This is a genomic window from Spirosoma harenae, from assembly GCF_054776975.1.
This window is the reverse complement of sequence record NZ_BAAHBD010000054.1, coordinates 155,358-177,482: the sequence shown is the minus strand read 5'-3', so window position 1 is coordinate 177,482 and position 22,125 is coordinate 155,358. Positions and strand designations below refer to the sequence as shown.

Below are 22,125 nucleotides of genomic sequence, written 5' to 3'. Positions count from 1 at the left end.
AAAAATGATTACTCTTCCATTAGCAACGGTTTTCCGTGAGTCTGTTTGATAATAAGCGGTAAAATGCCAGGAGTCAGTTGTAAGCCTTTTAACAGAACCGACGTTGCCAGTGGAGATTGCAAAATCGATTGTAAGATTCTACCTGCCATCAATCTACGGTTAAATTCCTTATTCCAGGCTAATGTATAGTTTTTTTCCAGAGACTTCCTATCGAGATTTCCCGAGTGATAGTAAGCTAAAATTAGCTCCGACAATATTTTGGCACTGTGAATCGCCATTGCCATGCCGTTACCACATAACGGATGAATCAAACCGGCCGTATCGCCACACATTAGTACATGATTCTCAATGGGTTGTTTCTGCGCAAATGAAATCTGACTAATAACCAGTGGTTTATCAAAGAGCGGTTCTGCATCCGAGAAAAAACGATCTAAAATTGGATTCTGACGAAGTACCGCCTGCTGAAACGCATCGATATTTTTGTATTGCTTAAAGCTTTCATAATTGGCCAGGTAACAGGCATTGACGATCCCATCTTCCACCTGGCATAAGCCGCAGTAACCACCCTCGAAATTATGAAGCGATACCAACCCACTTGGAAATGCGGCTTTATAATGTGCTTTAACCCCCAACCAGGGCGACTCATGCTGAATAAACGGACGATTTAATTGTTTATCCAAAATAGACCGTTTTCCGTATGCACCAATCACCAGTTTCGACGTATATGTTTTTCCTTCCGATGTAGTTATTGTAAAGCCATCATCCTGAAAAAGAATACTTTTCACTTCATCTTTCACCAGATTGACACCACACTGAATCCCTTTCTTCGCCAGATGATTATCAAATGTATATCGGCTAATGGCAAAACCGCCCAGCGGTAAATCACTCTCAATTGTTTCGCCAGTAACCGTACTCAGTAAAAAATGGTGGATTCGGGCGGGCCCTACTTCATCAATGTGAATACCTAGTTGCTCAAGGTAGGGGAAAACCTCATTCGATATATATTCTCCACAAACCTTATGATGCGGATACTCGTGCTTTTCGATTAGCATGACCCGTAAATTTTGCTGTGCGAGATGAATACTGGCCGTTAAGCCAGCCAGGCCGCCACCAATAATCAGGACATCGGCATCATAGGTCATGCACGTTGAATTGGGTCATGAATGAAAAACAAGACTGTTAGTAGCGTTAATCCTGCCACAGTTTAATCAGTAACCTACTCAACCCATTCGTTGTTTCTGACAATTGGTTCAGGGTTATCTGTGACTGGACGCATTTATAAGAGACTTTTGGTTTGTTAATCCAGTACATTCTAAACCAAATAGTTAACCTTATCAAACCAATAGTATGAAAAAAGTATTTCTTCTCTATTTAACTACTTTGTTAACGCTCTGCGCCTGTAATAAGCCCGGCCTTGAATCCACTCCCTCAGCTTCTTCCGACATTGAAAGTGGAGTCGTAAAAGGGCGTGTGGTTGATGAAGCAGGCCGTCCCATCAGTAACGCGGTTATTACTGCCAGTAGTACCGATTATTACAACAAAGTGTCTATCGGATATACCGATGCTATGGGTTATTATCGATTTAATGTGCCCACTGGCGTTGCTGCAGGATCTTATAGCGTCAGTGGTGTATTAACCGTGAAGTACCAAAGCAAACAAGTTAAAATGGCGCTTTATCAGTTAGATACCAAGGTGTTTTCAGCCTATACGGGTGCCATTCGGGATTTTGTTTTTCGCCTGACTGGCCCACGAAGCCCTGATGATGATGCTTATGCTACTCCCCTAGGTGCGACTCTGGAAGTACATGCCCATCCAGACCGGGTAGTAACTCATCAAGTCGACATTATACTGGAACCTGTTGGTCCACTTGTCGATGGCAGCGTAGGGAAGAAAATAACCCTATCCTTAGACGAAGCAAGTTCAGACCTGAAGGATATACCATTGGGTTACTATAAATTTTCTGCTCGAGACCGCTTGACCGGAAAACAACTCGGTGTAAAGGTCAAGGATACAGCAAATAAGTACGCGTCCTCGCTTACGGCATTATTTGAAGACGATAATTTTGAAGGAAGTACCGAGTTTAGGTTAATTCTGTTGATTGACAGTTTATAAAATCAGTTAAACTTTCAAGAACAGATAGAACGGTAATTATTCCGTATGTACACCTACCAAATAGTAAATATTCTCACAATAAATAGAATTAAACAAATCTAAACTTGACTTAATCATTCTTTTAATGTCTAAAATTAAACAAACCCATTAAATGTAATTTACCTCAATAATGCCCTATTCGGATTCATTAGACACAGTCTGCCCTGAACCTGTGCTCAACGCATGGTTGAACGCTATAACCAGTTTACGACTGAATTACAATCAGTTATCCACCTGTATTACAAAGAGACAGAATCGAAGTATTTCCTATCTGGAAAGCAGTACTGATTTGGGCCAATGCTCAAATAAACAGTTATTGGCTCTTCAGATCAGGATGGAATTGGCCCTAAAGCAATTACTCGAAGAAATGGATCAGATTGAAGAAAGCGAACAATCTAGATCAGTATGGAACATTAAAAAATTGGAGAACCATACCTTGCGATTAAACAAATTGAATAAAGAGGCACAAACGAAATTCAACTTGCTGGCAGTAGCCCTAGCATAGCCATTCCACGGCTTATGTAATCCCCTACGACAATACAGTCTTCTATTTTCCTATCAGGGTGTCCTTACAAGGTATGTTCTCTTATTGCTTCATTCCGATAGTATTTGTTAAATAATGGAATGAAGCAATGCATAAATGGTTTAATTAGGATGGATCTCCTGATAACGATTGTAAATAATGGTTAGCGGAGGCTTCTTCGGTGAAATCTATTTGAGCAAGAACCAAAGTAGATTCGGCGAAATGCGCAAAATGAGGCCCTGCGCTTGTCGCATCGAACCATACACATTCTAAGTTTTCGAATTGGCCTTTTGCTAAAGGGGGATGCATAAATTTATTAATCGTCATAATAGGACCTCCAGATTTAAGTTGAACGAGGTCACCCGTTTTAAATTTAGTTTCCATATGTTGCTGTACAATTTATTAAATTAGCTGGCTACACTTATTGAAGGTTTTATAGTAAAAATACTATTTACTATAACCCTATAAACAGTATTAAACTCTTCATTTAGTTATCAAACAAATGGAGAATTTTTCGTTTTAAATGTATATGTATTGCCTAAATGTATATCTACGAGCGAACCTGCGCAAGATATTTGATAGTAAAAATGTCTGAAATCACCTATTTTACGTCTGAAATCACCTAAAAACCATTATATGGATATTTATAATAAATTTCTATTAGAAATAATCCCTTAAATAATCCTTTCTATCTATATAATATAGAAACAAAATACATATTTTTAATGAAATATATAATTAATAATAGTATAAAATCTTTTTAATGTTGATAGATAACCAATTAATATAAGTTCGTGAATTAATCAGAAACGCTTATCAGGAACAACGATCAGCTTTATTGATACTATTAGTAGGCTATTAATTCAAGAAAGACCCAACAACTTGTGATTTTAGTGCCTTAATCAACAGAGCCTGTTCGTTGAGTTAGCTAACTCAACGAACAGGCTCTGTAAAATATACCTCAAAAGTACTTTATTAACTGTAGGTTACTTAAGGACTTTCCAGTTAGCAATTCCAAGTTTTGTAAAGAAATAAAGCAAAGAAGTTCTAAGAACGCCCAACCCATAGATAGAGCTACGTCGGAAGTTGATCGAAGAAGCTTCATCAAAGTACTTGGTGGGGCAGGTTACTTCGCCGATTTCGTAGCCCTTATAGAAAATCTGGGCGATCATTTCGTTATCGAAAATAAAATCGTCGGAATTGTGGGTAAAATTCAGACTTCGAAGTACTTCGCCCGAAAAGGCTCGATATCCTGTATGATATTCCGATAATTTCTGATTCATCAACAGGTTTTGCGAAAACGTTAGAAAACGGTTGGCAATATACTTATACATTGGCATCCCTCCCTTTAGCGCCCCTTTTCCTAAAATTCGGGAAGCAAAGACCACAGGGTAGAGGTCATTACCAATAATGCTGGCCATAGCCGGAATAAGCAACGGAGTATACTGATAATCAGGGTGAACCATTATGACAATGTCGGCACCTAACTCAATCGCCTTCGCATAGCAGGTTTTTTGATTGCCTCCATAGCCCTTATTCTTGTCGTGGCGAATGACATGCCGAATTCCCAGATTGCGGGCAACCTCAACAGTGTTGTCGGGGCTGGCATCATCAACTAAGATAACGTCATCAACTAAGTCGAGAGGGATTTCGCGGTAAGTACGCTCCAGAGTCAGTGCTGCCCGGTAGGCTGGCATCACCACAACTACTTTTTTGTTATTGAACATGGGGGCAAAATTAAGAGGTGAATATTACTCTACCAATAATTTTGCTAAGTAGTACCCGTTCCTTAGCCATATTGAGTGTAGATTTGTTGTTTATGTGATAGTACTTCTGAATCAGGACGTTATTTGCCTGCCTATTTTTCACTTATGTTTTCCAGCGAAACTGTATTTTTCCTTGCGTTTGCCGCTTTTGTTCTTTTAATCATGGCAATGGATCTGGGCGTATTTTCAAAACGCCAGAGTCACGTTGTCGAATTTAAAGAGGCTGCCATTTGGAGCGCCATTTGGGTTGCCTTATCAGTTATATTCTATTTCTTTCTTAAAAACTTCGGTTACTTAGTCCATGGCATCGACACATTTGCTCGACTTCAGGAGGTAAGTAAGCGCTATGCTGAACATGTCGACCTGATTCCTAACAATTTTGCGGCCAGTTTAGCAAAATTCCAGGATAACATGGCGCTGGAATATATTACAGGCTACTTAGTTGAGTATTCATTATCTGCCGACAATATATTTGTTTTTATCCTGATTTTCAGTTCGTTTGGTGTAAAAGAGCGCTATTATAAGAAGGTGTTGGTGTGGGGCATTTTAGGTGCCATCATACTTCGCTTTATCTTCATCTTTGTCGGTTCAGCGTTGATTCAGCGCTTTGAATGGATTCTATATCTATTCGGTTTGTTCCTGGTGTATACTGGATTCCAACTCTTTTTCCAGAAAGAAGAAGACGAGAAAATTGAACCGGCTAAGCACCCTGTCGTACGATTTGCCAGCAAATACCTCAATATTTATCAACGTAACGTAACTGATAATTTCTTCGTCCGTCGAAAATCGGATAATAAACTATTTGTTACGCCCCTGTTTATTATCGTTATCGTCGTAGCATTCACTGATCTTGTTTTTGCGGTCGACTCTATTCCGGCTATTTTTTCCATAACGAAAGATCCTTATATCGTCTTTTTCTCGAACGTATTTGCCATTATGGGTTTGCGTTCGATGTTCTTCTTTCTATCGAGTATAATGGGAAAATTCCGCTTCCTGAAAGTTGGCCTAGCTGTGCTTTTGACCTTTATTGGCGTGAAAATGCTAACTGAACATTGGCTAGCGGAGTATGGTTTTAAACCCGTTTATTCACTTTACATTATTGTTGCCATCCTGGCAATAAGCGTGTTAGCGTCTTGGATCATCCCTGAAAAAAAGGAAGAGACGATATAATTTTATTGAAGTTATACCTAATAAGCCTTTAGTGATGTCGCTAGAGGCTTATTTTTTAACTATACGAAGTATTTGCATAAATTTTTAATGGATAAAGATAGCATATATCATCTACATTCTACCTTTGTTATTAGAATTAGTCTAAATAATAATGCACGTACGAAAATTTACCTTTTCAGACTACTTGTCAGCCATCCTATTTTTGGGAAGCTTTTTTATAAGTACTGTGATTCGAGCACAGTCAACCGGAGCAATTTCCGGACGTATCGTTGCCTCTGACGCACAAGCGTTGCCTCAGGCAACCGTCCGCCTACCCAATAGCCGTTTGGGAGCTGTTACCAATGATCAGGGCGAATTCACGCTGAATAATGTTCCTGTTGGAGCGCAAACAATTATTATCAGTCGTATTGGACATATCCGCCTTCGCCAAACGGTTAACGTAGCGGCTGGTGAAACTACACGTCTGACCGATTTGACATTAGCTGAAACTACTCAGGCACTGGAAGAAGTTACGGTTGAAGGGAAAAACTCCTATAAGACTGATGTGCCTTCCTACAGCCTACGCGTGAAAACTCCGCTGATTGAACTGCCGCAGAATGTTCAGGTAATTAACCGTCAATTGATTGCTGATCAGCAGATTTTTGACATGCTGGAAGGCGTTTCGCGTAACGTAAGTGGTGTAACACGGCAGGAACACTGGGATAACTACGCACGTCTGAATATGCGTGGATCACGTGTAGCACCGTTTCGTAATGGCATGAACGTTCAATCGACCTGGGGGCCGTTATCGGAAGATATGTCGATGGTAGAGCGGATTGAGTTTGTGAAAGGGCCAGCTAGCTTCATGATGGCGAATGGCGAACCGAGTGGTTTTTACAACGTAGTTACCAAAAAACCGACGGGTATTACAAAAGGCGCTTTCAACCTAACAACGGGTAGCTTTGATACATACCGCGCTACGTTAGATCTGGATGGAAAACTGAATCAGGATGGTAGTTTATTATATCGTCTGAATGTAATGGGTCAATCGAAAGGCTCGTTCCGCGATTTCGAATATAACAATCGGTATACTATTGCTCCGGTTCTGAAATATAAACTGAGCGATAAAACGTCGATCACGGCTGAATATACGTATCAATATTCGCAGATGTCGGTTATGGGTTCGGCTTATGTGTTTGGGACAAGCTTTGCTGCTTTCCCACGCAATATATCTCTATCATCGGCCAATCTCGACCCGACAACCATTCATGACCATAGTTCTTTCCTGATTCTGGAACATCAACTGTCATCGAACTGGAAACTGACTGGACAGCTCGCTTATTTCAACGCGACACAAGTAGGTAGTTCGATGTGGGCCGATTCGGCAAAAGCGAACGGCGATATTTACCGAAACATCGGTATCTGGGATGCGGATACAGAAGGGAAATTTGCCCAGGTGTTCGTGAACGGCGATGCAACGACAGGTTCAGTAACGCACCGAATTCTGGCTGGTCTGGATTTAGGTACCAAAAATTATGTAGCTGATTGGGGGCAGAGTTTCCCGCTTTATGACAAGGACTATGTCTTTAATGGCTACAATCCGAATTATTACCTCCCTACGAACCTGCTACCTAAATTCGACCGTTCGGCAAGTTTGCGTAATCGGGCTGGTTCGAATGTACAAAGTCAGTCGTATAGCGGCATTTACGTTCAGGACGAGCTTCGCTTCTGGCAGGATCGGCTCCGATTAACATTAGCGGGCCGTGTTACGTCAACGCGTGATAGTCAGTATGGCTCAGGTACCGACGAAACTAAGTTTACTCCTCGTGTAGGTGCAAGTGTTTCGCTGAACAAACAGACGTCGGTCTATGCCCTTTACGACCAAGCCTTCGTACCGCAGGCTGGCGCTGACCGACTGGGCAATGCGTTTAAGCCGATAACGGGTAACAATACCGAAATCGGTCTGAAAAAAGATTGGGCTAATGGTCGCTGGAATACAACCATTTCGGCTTACCAAATCACGAAAAATAACGTACTAACTACTGACCCAACGAACCCGAATTTTTCTATTCAATTAGGGCAAACCCAAACGAGCGGTGTTGAAGTGGATTTGCGTGGCGAACTGCTTCCTGGCTTGAACATGACAGCCAACTACGCTTACACGGATTCGAAAATTACCAAAGACACGAAATCGGAGAATGTAGGTTTACCCGTTCCAGGTTTCAGCAAACATGTAACAAATGCCTGGTTATCATACCGCATTCGTCAGGGTGCTGTACAAGGCTTAGGATTTTCGCTAGGCTATCAGTGGCAGCTTGACCGATTTGGCTGGTTCTCTGACGCCGTTGATAAAAACCCAACCTTGCCGAATGCTTTCCGGGCCGACGGGGCCATTTCGTGGCAGGGTGATCGCTTTAACATAGCGCTGAACGTAAATAATTTATTCGACGCCTATATCTATTCAGGTGCGTATTATGCCTGGAGTAAAGCCTATTACTGGCAGAATGAAGCTCCGCGTAATTTCCGATTAAGTTTAGGCTATAGTTTCTAGCTTGATAATGATGGTAAAAAAACTGATTGGTAAACTACACTTATGGCTCGGACTGATGTCCGGGCTATTGGTGTTTGTCGTAGCAATTACAGGCTGTGTTTTAGCCTTTGAGCAGGAAATTAAAATTCTACTGCGTCCTTATCAATTTACGGAAGCCGAGCGCAGACCTCTACTTCCGCCTTCTCAATTACAGGCTATTGCCGAGAAAGAAATAAAAGGGAAACCTGCGAAATCAGTTACCTACGGCGATCCAGGACGGAGTGCGATTGTCGCATTCTACGGTGCCGCTCCTGATTATTACTATCAGGTCTATATGAATCCCTATTCGGGAAAAATTCTGCATGTAAAGGACGAGGAAACCGACTTTTTTCACTTCATTCTGCACGGGCATTATTACTTGTGGCTCCCTGAATCAATCGGTCAGCCGGTGGTAGCGTATGGTACATTAGTATTTACCGTCATGCTCATTACCGGGCTTGTACTTTGGTGGCCCAAAAATCTCAAAAAAGCCAATCGAGATAAGAGTTTTAAGGTTAAGTGGAAAGCTCAATGGCGTCGCGTGAACTACGATCTGCATAACGTCCCTGGTTTTTACGCCTTAGTTTTTGCCCTGATTCTGGCTTTGACGGGTATGATATTTGGCGTTCAATGGTTTGCGAATTCGGTTTACTGGGTAACCACAGGTGGGAAAACAGCGCCTGAATTTCAAATTCCTTTGTCAGATACAACAGTTGCTCGGCGTTTTACGCATCCAATTGATGTAGTTTGGCAGAAGCTATCCGTGAACAAGCCACAAACAGCAGGCATTTATATCTCATGCCCTGAAAAGGCTTCTGAATCTTTTTTTGCATACATAAACTATATACCCGGCACATATCATAAACTTGATTATTACACCTTTGATCAGAATACGTTGAAGGAAATCCCTGGCGATGGGCCTTACGCTGGTACGTATGCGAAAGCCAATTTCGGTGATAAACTCCGCCGAATGAACTACGACATTCATACAGGAGCGATATTGAGTTTACCCGGAAAAATTTTGGCTTTTTTTGCCAGCCTCGTTTGCGCCAGTTTACCCGTAACTGGGTTTATTATTTGGTGGGGGCGACGGAAGAAAAAATCAAAAAAAGCGGTTCCTCGTTCTTCAAAAACTATTCGCAAAAAGTTTGATAAGGAAGTAGACGCTGTTTCGAAAGTTCAATAGCTAAGCACATAGTACATAAGTAAGATTGCACCGGGCGATTTCGTTTTATTGGGTATAGAATCGTAGATTCCACCCATGTTATCTGTAAACGTCCTACGCACGTATCGTCGTCGATTAACCAATCTTAGCAGCCGGAATCGATCGTTATTGCTGACGAATTTGCCTGCCAGCCAATTTCTAGATCTGCACGAAACCGATTTCTTGCTGAATAAGCCATCGTTCAGTATTATTTCTGACTTGATTGCGCGTAAGCAATCGATTCCACTATGTGAAGTAATTGATCCTCGACAGGAGCGCAGCAACGAAGTCAGCCGAAAACTCCGGCGTATTGATCGCACAGCCCGATTTATTGAAGATGAGCGCGGTACGGAGGATTTATATGTCGGCTGGCCGTTTGTAAAAGGCAAATTTCTGGATGAAACGGTTGTTCATGGGCCGTTGCTGTTTTTTCCGGTACAGATTGAGCAACAAGGTAAATTCTGGAAAATTTCGCGTAGAGGAGATGAATTAGCGTTTTTAAATCCAACGCTAGCGCTAGCGTACGGTCAATTTAATCAGGTAAAATTGCCCGATGAAGTCGTTGAAAAAACGATGGATGAATTCGACCGTGATCCGCTCGTATTCCGCACACAACTTTACGAATGGCTAAAAACGACACCGCTTGAGCTCAATTTCAATCAGGATTTATTCGGCGACAAGCTTCTCTTTTTTAATAAGCAAACAACCAAAGATCTCGCCCAACTCGAACGCACTGGTGAGTTGAAATTATATCCAGAGGCCGTATTAGGCATCTTCCCGCAAGCCGGTTCATTTCTGGTTCCTGATTATGATAAGCTAATAGCTCAGGCAGAGGAAAAAGGGCAGAGGGCAGAGGGAATGGAGCAAGATACCGAATTTAGTGAACTAGAGGATCAAGACTTATTTGCCTCAACTGGTCCAAAGCTCTCTGCCCAAAACCTAATGCCCTCTGCTCTCCGCCCTTTACCCGAAAAATCTATCCACACGCCGTTGCCTATGGATGCGTCGCAGGAAGCGGCTGTGCGGGCGGTGAAGGCTGGCCAGTCGTTGGTGGTACAGGGGCCGCCTGGTACGGGTAAATCACAATTGATTGCGAATCTTATGGCTGATGCGGCTGCATCTGGAAAACGGGTATTGCTGGTTTGCCAGAAACGGGCTGCGCTTGATGTGGTACAGGAACGTTTGGAAAAGGTGGGAATGGGTCCGTTTCTGGCCTTAATTCACGATTTTCAAGACGACCGCCGATCATTATATACTCAGATTGCGAGTCAGATCAATCAGGTCGATACGTATCGGCAGCAAAATAATAGTCTGAATGCAGTCTTGTTAGAGCGTGATTTCGATGTAGAAAGCCGTCGAATTGATGAGACGGTTACTGAGTTACAGGGGTTTAAAGACGCACTTTTTGATACTAGTATTTGTGGCGTTTCAGCGAAAGAGCTTTACCTGACTATCGATCCGTCTATCGATAATATCCACATGAATGATAGTTATCCACAGTTTCACTTCGATAATGTGGATAACTTTATTCGACAGCTTACGGATTTCGCGGCTTACCAACAGCGATTAGGCCGTGATCATATATGGGCCGAGCGTGTGAGTTTTGCTTCATTTACTAATGCTGATTTAGGGAAAGCAGACCAAACAATTGTACAATGGCAAGGCCTTCGTAATCAGGCGAATGAGCAAACGATACAGCTATTAGGCCATACTCTCTCGCTTAGCCAACTAACTGATTGGCAATCTCATGACTGGGATTTAACGGCGCTTCTCACATTACTTGAAGTACAGGATGCTACAGTTCTTTGGGATGTAATTCAACAGTTGCGAGCATCTCCCAGCCATCCAGCATTAACAATCGACGAAGCAAGATTTGATCAATTAGCTAGTGCTTGGAATGAGACACTAGCTACTCCCGGCCCTGAGCAATCATTATCCACAACCGACTTGCGCGAATTTAAAGCACTGTTAGCGGATGCGTTAGTTGCCCGAGCATCATGGATAAGTTGGAACTGGTGGCAACTAACCAACGCCGGAAAAAGCCAATTGCAAACCGTAGTTTCGGCAAACGGATTAACACTATCGGAAACCGATTTACAAAAATTAGCTCAACAAGTCGATAAGCGAATCCGACTGGAAGCTATACGTTATGAGGCTACCCCATTGCTGGCAGAATTATCGATTATAGAAGCCCCGGCTAGCTTACAATTATTACGTCGGGCGCAGCATTTTATAGAAAGATTGGGTTCGCTCGAATCTCTGCAAGACCTGCCCGAATCTGCCTGGAAAACGCACCAGCAATTTACTGAAACGATAAAATCAATCCTGACGCTGGCAGCTTCCGTGTCGCAGCAACAAGATTTCAGCCTGACGTATTTAACAGCCAATCAACTTACAAAAAGCTGGAACAACGATGCCGCAGCCAATGAATTTCGACGTATTCTCCGTAGAGATTTTGATTTGATGATTGAGTCAGATCGATTACACGAAGGTTTTTCGGAAGATGAAAAAGTCGTTATTGATCGACTTAAGGATCGTGATTCAGCAACATGGGTAGCCGTATTTCAAACGAGTCTACGGCAAGCCTGGCTTGATCATATCGAAAACATTTACCCGCAACTGCGTAGTGTTTCGTCCTTGAAAATGGGGCAGTGGGAACAGACGTTACAAGAGAGTGTTAGCCGGAAGCAAACGCTTAGTCGCGATATTCTATTAGTTAAACTGCGCGAACAGACATACCGAAACCTTCTGCTGAATCGACTAAATAATGTCGTAACGTATCGGGATTTGCTACATCAAACGACAAAGAAGCGAAATATCTGGCCAGTTCGGAAGTTGATGGAATCATTTGCAGATGAGGTATTTAAGCTAGTTCCCTGTTGGTTAGCTTCGCCCGAATCTGTGTCGGCTATGTTTCCACTGCGCGATGATTTATTTGATCTGGTCATTTTTGATGAGGCTTCGCAGTGCTTTGCAGAAAATGGAGTTCCTGCAATGGCTCGAGGTAAACAAGTTGTCGTAACGGGCGATAATCAACAACTTCGTCCGAGTGATCTGTATCGAACGCGTATGGATGATTCAGATCAGGAAGAAGAAACGCCAATAGCCCTGGAAGTAGAGTCGCTACTTGAACTGGCCTCGCAGCAATTGCCTCAATTGTCGTTGACCGAACACTATCGCAGTCATTCGCTCGATTTGATTACATTCTCCAACGAGTATTTCTATGAGGGTAAACTGTCGCTGCTTCCACATTTTGACGACATCAATCGACACGAACCGGCTATTCGTTATTTAAACGTAAAAGGTACTTGGCGTCAGAATACCAATACCGCGGAGGCTGAAGCCATTCTGGAGCTTCTCGATCAATTGTCGACTGAAATGCCGGGCCATTCGATTGGTATCGTTACATTCAACTACCCGCAGCAGCAATTAATTCAGGATATGCTGGAAAGTAGTATCGCTGAAAACCTACGGCCAGAAGACGATACGGTCAAATTACCCAATGGCTTATTTGTCAAAAATATCGAAAACGTGCAAGGCGACGAACGCGACATCATTATTTTCTCAATAGGATATGCGCCCGACGAACGTGGACGCATTTCTTCCCAATTTGGGAGCCTGAATGCGCGAGGTGGAGAAAATCGCCTGAATGTTGCCATTACACGGGCACGTGAGCGTGTCTATGTGGTTACAAGCTTGTGGCCTGAACAATTGGCTGTTTCAGAAGTGGCTAATCAAGGCCCAAAACTTCTGAAAGCCTATTTAAGCTATGCTCTTAACGTAGCACAAAATCAATTCCAGCCAACACCACATCAACATCCGGTTTTACCGTCGAGCGCTTTATTAAAAGATAAATTATCGGCTCAGCATCCGACTTGGCGTCCTGAACTCCCATTCGCTGATTTAACCGTTAAATCTGGCGAGACATACGAATCGCTTATTCTGACAGATGATGATGCGTATTATGCTCAAACGCAGAAACAGGCGCATGCTTATCTTCCTATTGCATTAAACTCTCGCCATTGGTCATTTGAGCGAATCTGGAGCCGAGAATTTTGGCGAAAAAATGACGAATAAAACGAAAGCCTGAGATAACTCAGGCTTTCGTTTTATTCTTTCATCATCTGTATGAACTGATCGAACAGATAGTGTGAGTCGTGCGGACCTGGTGATGATTCGGGGTGATATTGAACCGAAAAAGCAGGTTTGTCTTTCCGACGAATCCCCTCAATAGTTTTATCGTTGAGGTTAATATGCGTCAATTCGACGTTTGCGTGATCCATCACTTCGTCAGCTTTTACCGCAAAACCGTGGTTCTGCGACGTCACCTCACAATGGCCCGTGATCAGGTTTTTAACCGGGTGGTTTAGTCCACGGTGACCGTTATGCATTTTATAGGTCGAAATTCCGCTTGCCAAGGATAGAATCTGATGACCTAAACAGATACCAAATAACGGTTTGTCCGTTTCTAATGCCTGTGTAACTGTTTCAACGGCATACGGCATAGCAGCTGGATCGCCAGGACCGTTCGCAATAAAGTAGCCGTTTGGTTTCCAGGCATCTAATTCAGCATGTGAAGTCCGAGCTGGAAATACTTTACAGAATACTCCGCGTTGATTGAAGTTGCTAATAATGCTCCGCTTTACACCTAAATCCAACACGGCTACTCGCAAGTCAGATTCTGGATCACCTTGTTCGTAGGACTCTTTAGTAGATACCTCAGAAGAAAGCTCCAGTCCGGCCATGTCAGGCACTTTATTTAATTCAACCAGCAACGCGGCAGGATCTAGAATCTCAGACGAAATGATACAATTCATCACGCCCTTTGATCGGATATATCGCACTAATTGCCGCGTATCGACACCGTGAATGCCGACAATATTTGCCTTTTCAAAATAATCCTGCAACGAGCCATCAGCTGTATAGCGCGAGTGGATATTTGAAAAGAAATTACAGACCATTCCCCGAATTTTGACACTATTCGACTCTTGCTCTGCATTGTTCAGAACCCCGTAATTACCGATGTGTGAGGTTGTGTTAATGATTACCTGGCCATAATAGGAAGGGTCAGTGTAGATTTCCTGATAGCCGGTCATCCCGGTGTTAAAGCAGATTTCTCCTGCGGCTGTACCAATTTTACCGAGTGCCAGACCTCGATAAACCGTTCCGTCCTGTAAAACCAATAATGCTTCAGGTTGCTTTGTATGTTTCATCTATTCGTTTTGGCTTGAAAGACTAAAAAAAAGGGCTAACCATGACGGTTAACCCATTTCTATATGACATGTGTGTTAGTCACTATTCCGTTGCTTCTTTACCACCTTTTAAACGATCCTGTAACTCAGCAAGTTCATCCCATTTGCCATCGCGGGCCAGAGCTGCTTGTTCATTCCAGGTTGTTGCATCGTGTACATTGAACCGAGGACCTGCATCAACCAATACTTGTTGAACGGTTTCGTCCTGCGCATCGGCCAACTGTGCAAAGGTAGTAATCCCTGCGTTGTTGAGCAACTCTGCGATCTTCGGACCGATTCCTTCAATCTTGGTCAGATCATCAGAACCTTCAGCGCTAGCTGCTGGAGCTTCTTCGGCTTCAACAGCAGGAGTAGCTTCTTCAACAACTTCAGCAGAAGGGGTTTCAGTTGTTGCGGCATTTGCCTGGCGAGCACCCGTACCTCGACGACTCCGACGAGTTTTTGTTGTTGCAGCTGCTTTTTCCGCAACAGCAGCAATCAGCAATTCGTTGAAATCGACTAATTCAATCAGGCAGGTTTCGGCGTTGTCACCCAAACGATTACCTAATTTAATAATCCGAGTATAACCACCTGGACGGCTGGCAATTTTGTCAGCTACCGTACCGAATAATTCTTTGATGGTTTCTTTGTTGTGCAGCGATTGAAACACAACCCGACGATTTTGGTACGTATCGTCTTTTGCCCGCGTCAGGATTGGCTCTACAAACTTGCGGAGTTCCTTTGCTTTAGCAACCGTCGTTTCAATGCGCTTATGCATGATTAGCGACGAAGCCAGGTTCTGCAGCATCGCTTCGCGGTGCGAATGCGTACGACCTAAGTGATTATCTTTTTTACCGTGTCTCATTGTTATTTTGGCTCAGGGCTTGGGGAATGGGGCTTAGGTGGTTGTCCCTATGCCCCGAGTCCTATGCCCAACACAAATCTTAATCTTCGTCTAATCTGTACTTAGCGACATCCATACCGAACGTCAGGTTTTTCTCAGCAACTAATTGCTCAAGCTCTGTCAGCGACTTCTTACCGAAGTTGCGGAACTTCATCATATCCGAAATCTCTAACCGGACCAGATCACCAAGCGTACGCACATCTGCCGATTTTAAGCAGTTGTAAGCACGTACTGACAGGTCGAGGTCAGCAAGCGACGTTTTAAGAAGTTTGCGCATGTGCAGTACTTCTTCGTCTACTACGTTTTCCTCTTCTGGTTTCGCCGTTTCAAACGTCATGGTTTGATCCGAGAACAGCATAAAGTGCTGAATTAGAATCTTAGCCGCTTCTTGCAGAGCGATTTCGGGGTGAACCGAACCATCCGTTTCGATATCAAGCAACAGACGCTCATAATCCGTTTTCTGCTCAACACGAGTATTATCAACACCGTATTTTACATTCTTAATCGGCGTATAGATAGCGTCGATGGGGATATGTCCAAAAGGAAGCTCGTTTGCCCGTGGCTCATCAGCCGGTACATAACCACGACCTTTCTCTACAAAAATTTCCATCTCAAAATCCCGCGTATCGTCGATATGGCAGATTTCGAGTTCGGGGTTTAACACCTCGAATGATGGAGAGAATTTAGATATATCACCAGCCTTTAGGACTGATTGCTTCTTAATGTTGACCGTAATTTTGTTGTCAACCATGTCCGAAATTTTCTTAAACCGAACCATTTTTAGGTTCAGGATAATTTCGGTAACATCTTCAACAACGCCCTCGATCGAAGAAAACTCGTGCAACACACCGGGGAATTTTACGCTTGTAATGGCGTATCCTTCCAGCGATGACAGCAAAATACGACGAAGCGCATTGCCGATTGTTACACCGTATCCTTTTTCAAGGGGTTTGAATTCAAACGCCCCGTGAAAGTCGTCAGCTTTCTCCACTACGACTTTGTCGGGCATTTGGAACGCTAATATTGACATACGTTTTCGTATTTAACAGCAGTTCTCTGCCTTGGCGTGAAGACTAAATAAGTTATTAGTTTTCGGTTTATTGTTTGCGGTGGGATTACGAAATTGAACTGTGTTATCCAACCAAAAGCCAAAAACCGTAAACCATTTATTACTTCGAATACAATTCGACGATGGCCTGCTCATTGAAGTTTTCAGGGATCTGATCGCGCTCTGGGTAGCTAATGAATTTACCCGTTAATTGTTGCGCATCCCATTCAACCCAGTTGTAACGCTTTACATTGCGAGCAGCCACACTTGCCGTAATCGCTTCGAGTGACTTCGACTTCTCACGAACACTGATCAACTGACCAGGTTTTAGCGAATAAGAAGGAATGTTTACTACCTCGCCATCAACTACAATGTGTTTGTGAGATACCAGCTGACGAGCAGCCCGACGAGAAGAAGCGATACCCAGACGATAAACCGTGTTATCTAATCGAGCTTCGCAAAGTTTAAGCAGGTTTTCACCGGTAATACCTTCCCGAACCTGTGCGCGGTGGAAAAGGGCCCGGAACTGACGTTCCAGAATACCATAGGTGTATTTAACTTTCTGCTTTTCAGTTAATTGGAGCGCATATTCAGACTGTTTCCGTTTGCGGCCCCGACCGTGCATACCCGGTCCGTAATTTTTCTTCTGGAGCGCTTTGCTCGGACCCATCACAGGTTCGCCGAACTTACGCGAAATTTTGGCTTTTGGCCCTACGTAACGTGCCATTCTTCAATGAATGAATAATTGTGAAACATTGGACAGATACAACTAAATGTCACCTGCCCCTATTCATGCCATCCGTATTATACGCGACGACGTTTTGGCGGCCGACATCCATTGTGTGGCAGCGGGGTAATATCCCGGATAGTCGTTACTTCGATACCCGAGTTTTGAATCGTACGGATAGCAGATTCACGTCCTGAACCTGGTCCTTTTACGAAAACTTCAGCTTTGCGCATACCCAGATCGTGAGCAACTGCAGCACAGTTTTGAGCGGCAGTCTGAGCAGCGTAAGGTGTATTTTTCTTTGAGCCGCGGAAGCCCATTTTACCAGCAGAAGCCCAGGAAATAACCTGACCATTCATGTTGGTGATCGAGATGATAATATTGTTGAACGTAGCCCGGATATGTACCTGGCCAACTGATTCAACAACTACTACCCGCTTTTTCGCTTTGTCTTTGCGTTTTGCCTGAGCCATTGTTTGTAGGTAATCGTCAATGTGTCACCGGTTTGCATTACTTGCCATTTAGACTAAATGACCACAAATGCTTCGTATGACGATGAGCGACCGATTAATTATTTAGTTACTTTTTTCTTGTTAGCAACTGTCTTACGTTTCCCTTTACGGGTACGCGAGTTGTTTTTCGTATGCTGACCACGAACTGGCAGACCTTTCCGGTGGCGAAGACCACGGTAGCAACCGATGTCCATCAAACGCTTGATGCTCAACTGGACTTCGGAACGTAATTGCCCTTCTACCTTATATTCGTTAGAAATGGCATTACGTACGGCACTCGCTTCTGCATCCGTCCATTCGCTAGCTTTCTTATCAACGCTGATACCTGCGTCGGTCAGAATTTTCTTTGCCCGGCTCCGACCAATGCCGAAGATGTATGTCAGCGCGATTTCACCACGCTTCTTATCTGGAATATCAACACCTGCAATACGTGCCATTCTTATCCTTGTCTTTGTTTATAACGGGGATTCTTTTTGTTGATCACGTACAGCTTCCCTTTCCGCCGGATCACTTTGCAGTCCTCACTGCGCTTTTTGATAGACGCCTTAACTTTCATGTTCTGATTTACGAATTACGATTTACGAATTACGACTTAACAAATCTTGACTTCTGATGAAATCGTAATTCACAAATCACTTGTATCTGTACACTATCCTTGCCTTACTCAAATCATAAGGCGACATTTCCAACTTTACGCGATCTCCTGGTAAAATCTTGATGTAATTCATCCGCATTTTACCGGAGATGTGAGCAATTACTTCATGCTTGTTCGCTAACTCAACCCGGAACATTGCATTCGATAATGCCTCTAAAATCACACCGTCCTGCTCTATTGAATTCTGTTTTGCCATATTCGCTTTTAAGCTGCCATCAATTCAGGTGTTTCAACCATCAGGCTTGTATTTGCGGTGACTGCTTCGATGTATTCAAACGTTGTCAAAATCTCGGCTTTTCCCTTCCGAACCGCTACTGTGTGTTCAAAATGGGCTGAAGGCTTACGATCGACTGTTCGAATTGTCCATCCATCGCGTTCCTGAACTACTCCTTTTTTACCAAAGTTGATCATGGGCTCGATAGCCAGAATCATACCTTCATATAATTTCGGGCCTTGACCACGTTTACCATAATTTGGTACTTCCGGAGCTTCATGCAGGTTCTGACCAACGCCATGACCTACTAATTCGCGAACCACTGAATAGCCAAATTTCTCTGTATAGGTCTGAATGGCATATCCAATATCACCGACTCGATTTCCCTCTACTGCCTTTTCCAGACCAACGTAAAGAGATTCTTTGGTACGGGCCAGTAATCGACGAACTGCAGGAATGACATTGCCAACTGGATAGGTATAAGCACTATCACTATGGTAGCCATTTAACTTAACACCGCAGTCAATAGAGACAATATCACCGTCGCGAAGTTCGTAGCGACTTGGAAATCCATGTACAACTACGTCGTTGACAGAAATACAGAGCGAAGCAGGAAACTTATTATAACCCAAGAATGATGGCGTACCGCCGTTATCCTTAATAAACGTTTCTGCTACCTTGTCGAGTTCCTTCGTTTGAACACCGGGCTGGATAAGCTTAGCTACTTCAGCGTGTGCTTTCCCTAGTACCTGAGCACTAATTTTCATCAGAGTGATTTCTTCATCACTTCTGACATAAATCATTTTGTCCTTTTTGTCAGAACTTGCCATCTCAATTAAGCGGCTACTGTCTCGTTTGTCCGACCCTGTACTCGACCTGACTTCATTAAGCCTTCGTATCGACGCATCAGCAGATAGCTTTCTACTTGTTGAAGTGTATCGAGTACTACGCCAACCATGATTAACAGCGACGTACCACCGAAAAACTGAGCAAAGCCACTAGTCATACCTAACAGGTTAGCAATGGCTGGCAGAATCGCTACAATGGCAAGCATTACTGCGCCAGGTAACGTAATCCGGTCAAGCACTGTACCGATGTATTCAGATGTCTGAAGACCTGGTTTTACACCTGGAATGAAGCCACCGCTACGTTTCATATCATCAGCAATCTGAACCGGGTTAACCGAGATAGCAGTGTAGAAGAACGTAAAGATGATGATCAGTAACCCGAAAAGAACGTTGTATTGCCAGGTCGTATAGCTTTGGAAAGCGTTCTGGATGCTAGCGGCAAAATCACTTTTCTCAGAGAAGAGACCAGCTACATACGTTGGAATGAACATCAGGGCTTGTGCGAAAATGATCGGCATTACCCCAGCAGCATTCAACTTAAGTGGCAGATACTGCCGTTGACCACCGACTACTTTATTACCAATGACTTGCTTAGCATACTGAATCGGAATCCGACGGACGGCCTGAGTCAATACAACAGCACCCATCACAACAAAATAGAGCGCAACGATTTCCAGAACGAAAAGCAGAATACCTGCTGAACCTCTCGACTGTTGTTCACCGATAATGGCACCTGGTAGCCGTGATACAATCCCGATCATAATGATCATGGAAATACCGTTACCAATGCCTTTATCTGTAATACGCTCGCCCAACCACATGCAGAAAATAGTACCTGCGGTTAACACAAACACGGATACAATTCTGAACAGAGCCCGGTCAATTAATAAGGCTTCGGCTGGAATCGTCGTGCTTACGTAGGTAATCGCCTGTACAGCTGTTACGCCAATCGTAAGTACCCGCGTAATCTGATTCAGTCGCTTGCGCCCTGATTCTCCTTCCTTCTGCATTTTCTGGAAGTAAGGAAGAGCCAGCGTAAGGAGCTGAATAGCAATCGATGCCGAGATATATGGCATGATGCCCAATGCAAAAATCGATGCTTTACTGAATGCTCCTCCTAAAAAGGTATCGAGCAGTCCAAGTAAACCTCCCGTATTGATGTTTAACTTGTTTGGGTCAACGCCCGGCAATACAATCGCCGAGCCAAGCCGAAACGCAGTGATAAACAGCAAAGTGTTGAGGATTCGACTCCGCAACTCGTCAATTGCAAAAATATTTTTAAACGTGGTGATGAGTCGGTTCATAAAGCTAGGTCGGCTGTGGCCGTGCTACAACTTAATTGGCTGCTTCCTCGTTCGCTTCTTTTGTAGGCACTATTGCCTTTCCACCTGCTTTCTCAATCGCTTCTTTAGCCGAAGCTGAGAAGGCATGAGCGTGGATTTCAACCGCTGATGTCAATTCGCCACGGCTCAGGATTTTAACCAGATCCTTCTTGCTAACCAGACCATGCTGAAGCAAAAATTCGAGGTTAACAACTGTAGCCTTGGTTTCATCAACCAGTGCCTGGATACTATCCAGATTGAGAGGTTTGTACTCGACGCGGTTGATATTCTTGAAGCCGAATTTCGGAACACGACGTTGAAGCGGCATCTGACCACCTTCAAAGTGTGTTTTACGGCTATAACCTGAGCGTGACTGCGCTCCTTTGTGACCACGCGTAGACGTTCCGCCCATGCCTGATCCTTGCCCGCGTCCGACTCGCTTGCGCTCTCTGACGGAACCTTTTGCCGGTCTAAGGTTGCTTAAATTCATTGGTTTATTTGTAAAAAGTGATTCTTTTGGCTCCTCAATGCGGCTCTAACAGCAGGTCAAAGCAGCCTGAAAACCAAAAGAATCGCAAAGGTACTTAAATTTCTTCAACTTTCACTAAGTGTTGCACCTTATTGATAGCACCTTTCAGTGCATCACTGTATTCCAGTTCAACGCTGCGATTGATTTTGCCCAAGCCTAACGACTTGATCGCGTTTTTCTGGGATAACGGCCGCTTAATGGTGCTGCTGACCTGCGTAATACGTACTCGTGCCATGTCTCTTGCTCCTTTTAAATTAACCGTTAAATACTTTTGCCAAACTCACCTGACGCTGAAATGCCACTTGGTGTGGTAAACGCATTTTCAGCAGGGCGTCAAGCGTAGCTTTTACCACGTTGTGTGGGTTCGACGAACCTTTTGATTTCGCCAGAATGTCGTGTACACCTGCCGATTCAAGAACAGCACGCATAGCACCACCAGCAATTACACCTGTACCAGGAGCAGCTGGCTTCAGCAGTACAAAACCACCGCTGAATTTACCTTCCATTTCGTGAGGAACTGTACGCTTCAGAAGGGGAACCTGAACCAAGTTTTTCTTTGCGTCCTCAACACCTTTGGCAATTGCGTCGGTTACTTCATTGGCTTTGCCCAATCCGTACCCAACAACACCATTACCATCGCCGACGACGACAATCGCCGAGAAACTGAACCGGCGACCACCTTTTACCACCTTCGCTACGCGGTTGATGGCTACAACCTTTTCTTTCAGGTCGGCTTCGTTGAATTTTGTCGGTCTTGCTGAATTAATGTTCAT

At 43.8% G+C, this 22,125-nt stretch carries 21 protein-coding genes; 5 read left to right on the top strand and 16 right to left on the bottom strand.

Annotated elements, in window-relative coordinates:
- Positions 1–8 precede the first annotated feature (8 nt).
- Positions 9–1,142, bottom strand: coding sequence for an NAD(P)/FAD-dependent oxidoreductase (locus ACYVE4_RS32980; RefSeq protein ID WP_461044680.1), 1,134 nt, complete (start codon positions 1,140–1,142; stop codon positions 9–11).
- Between the two features lie 205 nt (positions 1,143–1,347).
- Here ACYVE4_RS32980 and ACYVE4_RS32975 point away from each other — a divergent pair, with 205 nt between their 5' ends.
- The gene (locus ACYVE4_RS32975) at positions 1,348–2,112 is read left to right on the top strand and encodes a carboxypeptidase-like regulatory domain-containing protein (RefSeq protein ID WP_461044679.1); all 765 of its coding nucleotides are present in this window, start codon (positions 1,348–1,350) and stop codon (positions 2,110–2,112) included.
- A 688-nt stretch (positions 2,113–2,800) separates the two neighbouring features.
- On the opposite strand, the gene ACYVE4_RS32970 is transcribed toward ACYVE4_RS32975, so the two are convergent.
- Both ACYVE4_RS32970 and ACYVE4_RS32965 read right to left on the bottom strand, forming a co-directional pair.
- Entirely contained in the window at positions 2,801–3,058 is a 258-nt protein-coding gene (locus ACYVE4_RS32970; RefSeq protein ID WP_461044678.1) for a YodC family protein, read from the bottom strand.
- Between the two features lie 602 nt (positions 3,059–3,660).
- Positions 3,661–4,401, bottom strand: a complete 741-nt coding sequence (locus ACYVE4_RS32965) for a glycosyltransferase family 2 protein (protein ID WP_461044677.1) — start codon at positions 4,399–4,401, stop codon at positions 3,661–3,663.
- Between the two features lie 144 nt (positions 4,402–4,545).
- Between ACYVE4_RS32965 and ACYVE4_RS32960 the strand changes: the two genes are divergently transcribed.
- The 4 genes from ACYVE4_RS32960 to ACYVE4_RS32945 all read left to right on the top strand — a co-directional run bounded on the left by ACYVE4_RS32960 (position 4,546) and on the right by ACYVE4_RS32945 (position 13,439).
- Entirely contained in the window at positions 4,546–5,610 is a 1,065-nt protein-coding gene (locus ACYVE4_RS32960) for a TerC/Alx family metal homeostasis membrane protein (protein WP_461044676.1), read from the top strand.
- A 151-nt stretch (positions 5,611–5,761) separates the two neighbouring features.
- On the top strand, positions 5,762–8,140 hold the full coding sequence (locus ACYVE4_RS32955; RefSeq protein WP_461044675.1) for a TonB-dependent siderophore receptor: 2,379 nt from the start codon (positions 5,762–5,764) through the stop codon (positions 8,138–8,140).
- Between the two features lie 7 nt (positions 8,141–8,147).
- Positions 8,148–9,344, top strand: a complete 1,197-nt coding sequence (locus ACYVE4_RS32950) for a PepSY-associated TM helix domain-containing protein (protein ID WP_461044674.1) — start codon at positions 8,148–8,150, stop codon at positions 9,342–9,344.
- Positions 9,345–9,419: 75 nt separating this feature from the next.
- On the top strand, positions 9,420–13,439 hold the full coding sequence (locus ACYVE4_RS32945; RefSeq protein WP_461044673.1) for an AAA domain-containing protein: 4,020 nt from the start codon (positions 9,420–9,422) through the stop codon (positions 13,437–13,439).
- A gap of 32 nt (positions 13,440–13,471) precedes the next feature.
- Here the strand turns inward: ACYVE4_RS32945 and carA are convergent, their stop codons facing one another.
- From carA to rpsE, 13 genes are all read right to left on the bottom strand, one after another.
- The gene (gene carA / locus ACYVE4_RS32940) at positions 13,472–14,575 is read right to left on the bottom strand and encodes a glutamine-hydrolyzing carbamoyl-phosphate synthase small subunit (RefSeq protein ID WP_461044672.1); all 1,104 of its coding nucleotides are present in this window, start codon (positions 14,573–14,575) and stop codon (positions 13,472–13,474) included.
- An 82-nt stretch (positions 14,576–14,657) separates the two neighbouring features.
- Positions 14,658–15,458 (bottom strand): 50S ribosomal protein L17, encoded by an 801-nt coding sequence (gene rplQ, locus ACYVE4_RS32935; RefSeq protein ID WP_461044671.1) that lies wholly within the window; start codon positions 15,456–15,458, stop codon positions 14,658–14,660.
- 79 nt (positions 15,459–15,537) lie between these two features.
- Positions 15,538–16,527 carry a DNA-directed RNA polymerase subunit alpha gene (locus tag ACYVE4_RS32930; RefSeq protein WP_461044670.1) on the bottom strand — a complete coding sequence of 330 codons (990 nt, stop codon included), beginning with the start codon at positions 16,525–16,527 and terminating at the stop codon, positions 15,538–15,540.
- A gap of 139 nt (positions 16,528–16,666) precedes the next feature.
- Positions 16,667–17,272 (bottom strand): 30S ribosomal protein S4, encoded by a 606-nt coding sequence (gene rpsD / locus ACYVE4_RS32925; protein WP_461044669.1) that lies wholly within the window; start codon positions 17,270–17,272, stop codon positions 16,667–16,669.
- Positions 17,273–17,349: 77 nt separating this feature from the next.
- Complete coding sequence (gene rpsK / locus ACYVE4_RS32920) at positions 17,350–17,745, bottom strand: 30S ribosomal protein S11 (protein ID WP_162388471.1); 396 nt, start codon at positions 17,743–17,745, stop codon at positions 17,350–17,352.
- 98 nt (positions 17,746–17,843) lie between these two features.
- Positions 17,844–18,221: a 30S ribosomal protein S13 gene (gene rpsM / locus ACYVE4_RS32915; RefSeq protein WP_020600934.1), complete on the bottom strand. Its 378-nt coding sequence runs from the start codon at positions 18,219–18,221 to the stop codon at positions 17,844–17,846.
- Positions 18,222–18,223: 2 nt separating this feature from the next.
- Positions 18,224–18,340: a type B 50S ribosomal protein L36 gene (ykgO, locus tag ACYVE4_RS32910; RefSeq protein ID WP_018618719.1), complete on the bottom strand. Its 117-nt coding sequence runs from the start codon at positions 18,338–18,340 to the stop codon at positions 18,224–18,226.
- Positions 18,341–18,416: 76 nt separating this feature from the next.
- Entirely contained in the window at positions 18,417–18,635 is a 219-nt protein-coding gene (infA, locus tag ACYVE4_RS32905; protein WP_009284801.1) for a translation initiation factor IF-1, read from the bottom strand.
- Between the two features lie 8 nt (positions 18,636–18,643).
- A complete protein-coding gene (gene map / locus ACYVE4_RS32900; protein ID WP_461044893.1) occupies positions 18,644–19,456 on the bottom strand; it encodes a type I methionyl aminopeptidase in 813 nt (270 codons plus the stop codon).
- A 32-nt stretch (positions 19,457–19,488) separates the two neighbouring features.
- Positions 19,489–20,805: a preprotein translocase subunit SecY gene (secY, locus tag ACYVE4_RS32895; RefSeq protein ID WP_461044668.1), complete on the bottom strand. Its 1,317-nt coding sequence runs from the start codon at positions 20,803–20,805 to the stop codon at positions 19,489–19,491.
- A 31-nt stretch (positions 20,806–20,836) separates the two neighbouring features.
- On the bottom strand, positions 20,837–21,313 hold the full coding sequence (gene rplO, locus ACYVE4_RS32890; RefSeq protein ID WP_461044667.1) for a 50S ribosomal protein L15: 477 nt from the start codon (positions 21,311–21,313) through the stop codon (positions 20,837–20,839).
- Between the two features lie 94 nt (positions 21,314–21,407).
- Positions 21,408–21,587, bottom strand: coding sequence for a 50S ribosomal protein L30 (gene rpmD / locus ACYVE4_RS32885; RefSeq protein WP_461044666.1), 180 nt, complete (start codon positions 21,585–21,587; stop codon positions 21,408–21,410).
- A gap of 19 nt (positions 21,588–21,606) precedes the next feature.
- Positions 21,607–22,125 carry a 30S ribosomal protein S5 gene (rpsE, locus tag ACYVE4_RS32880; RefSeq protein WP_405517045.1) on the bottom strand — a complete coding sequence of 173 codons (519 nt, stop codon included), beginning with the start codon at positions 22,123–22,125 and terminating at the stop codon, positions 21,607–21,609.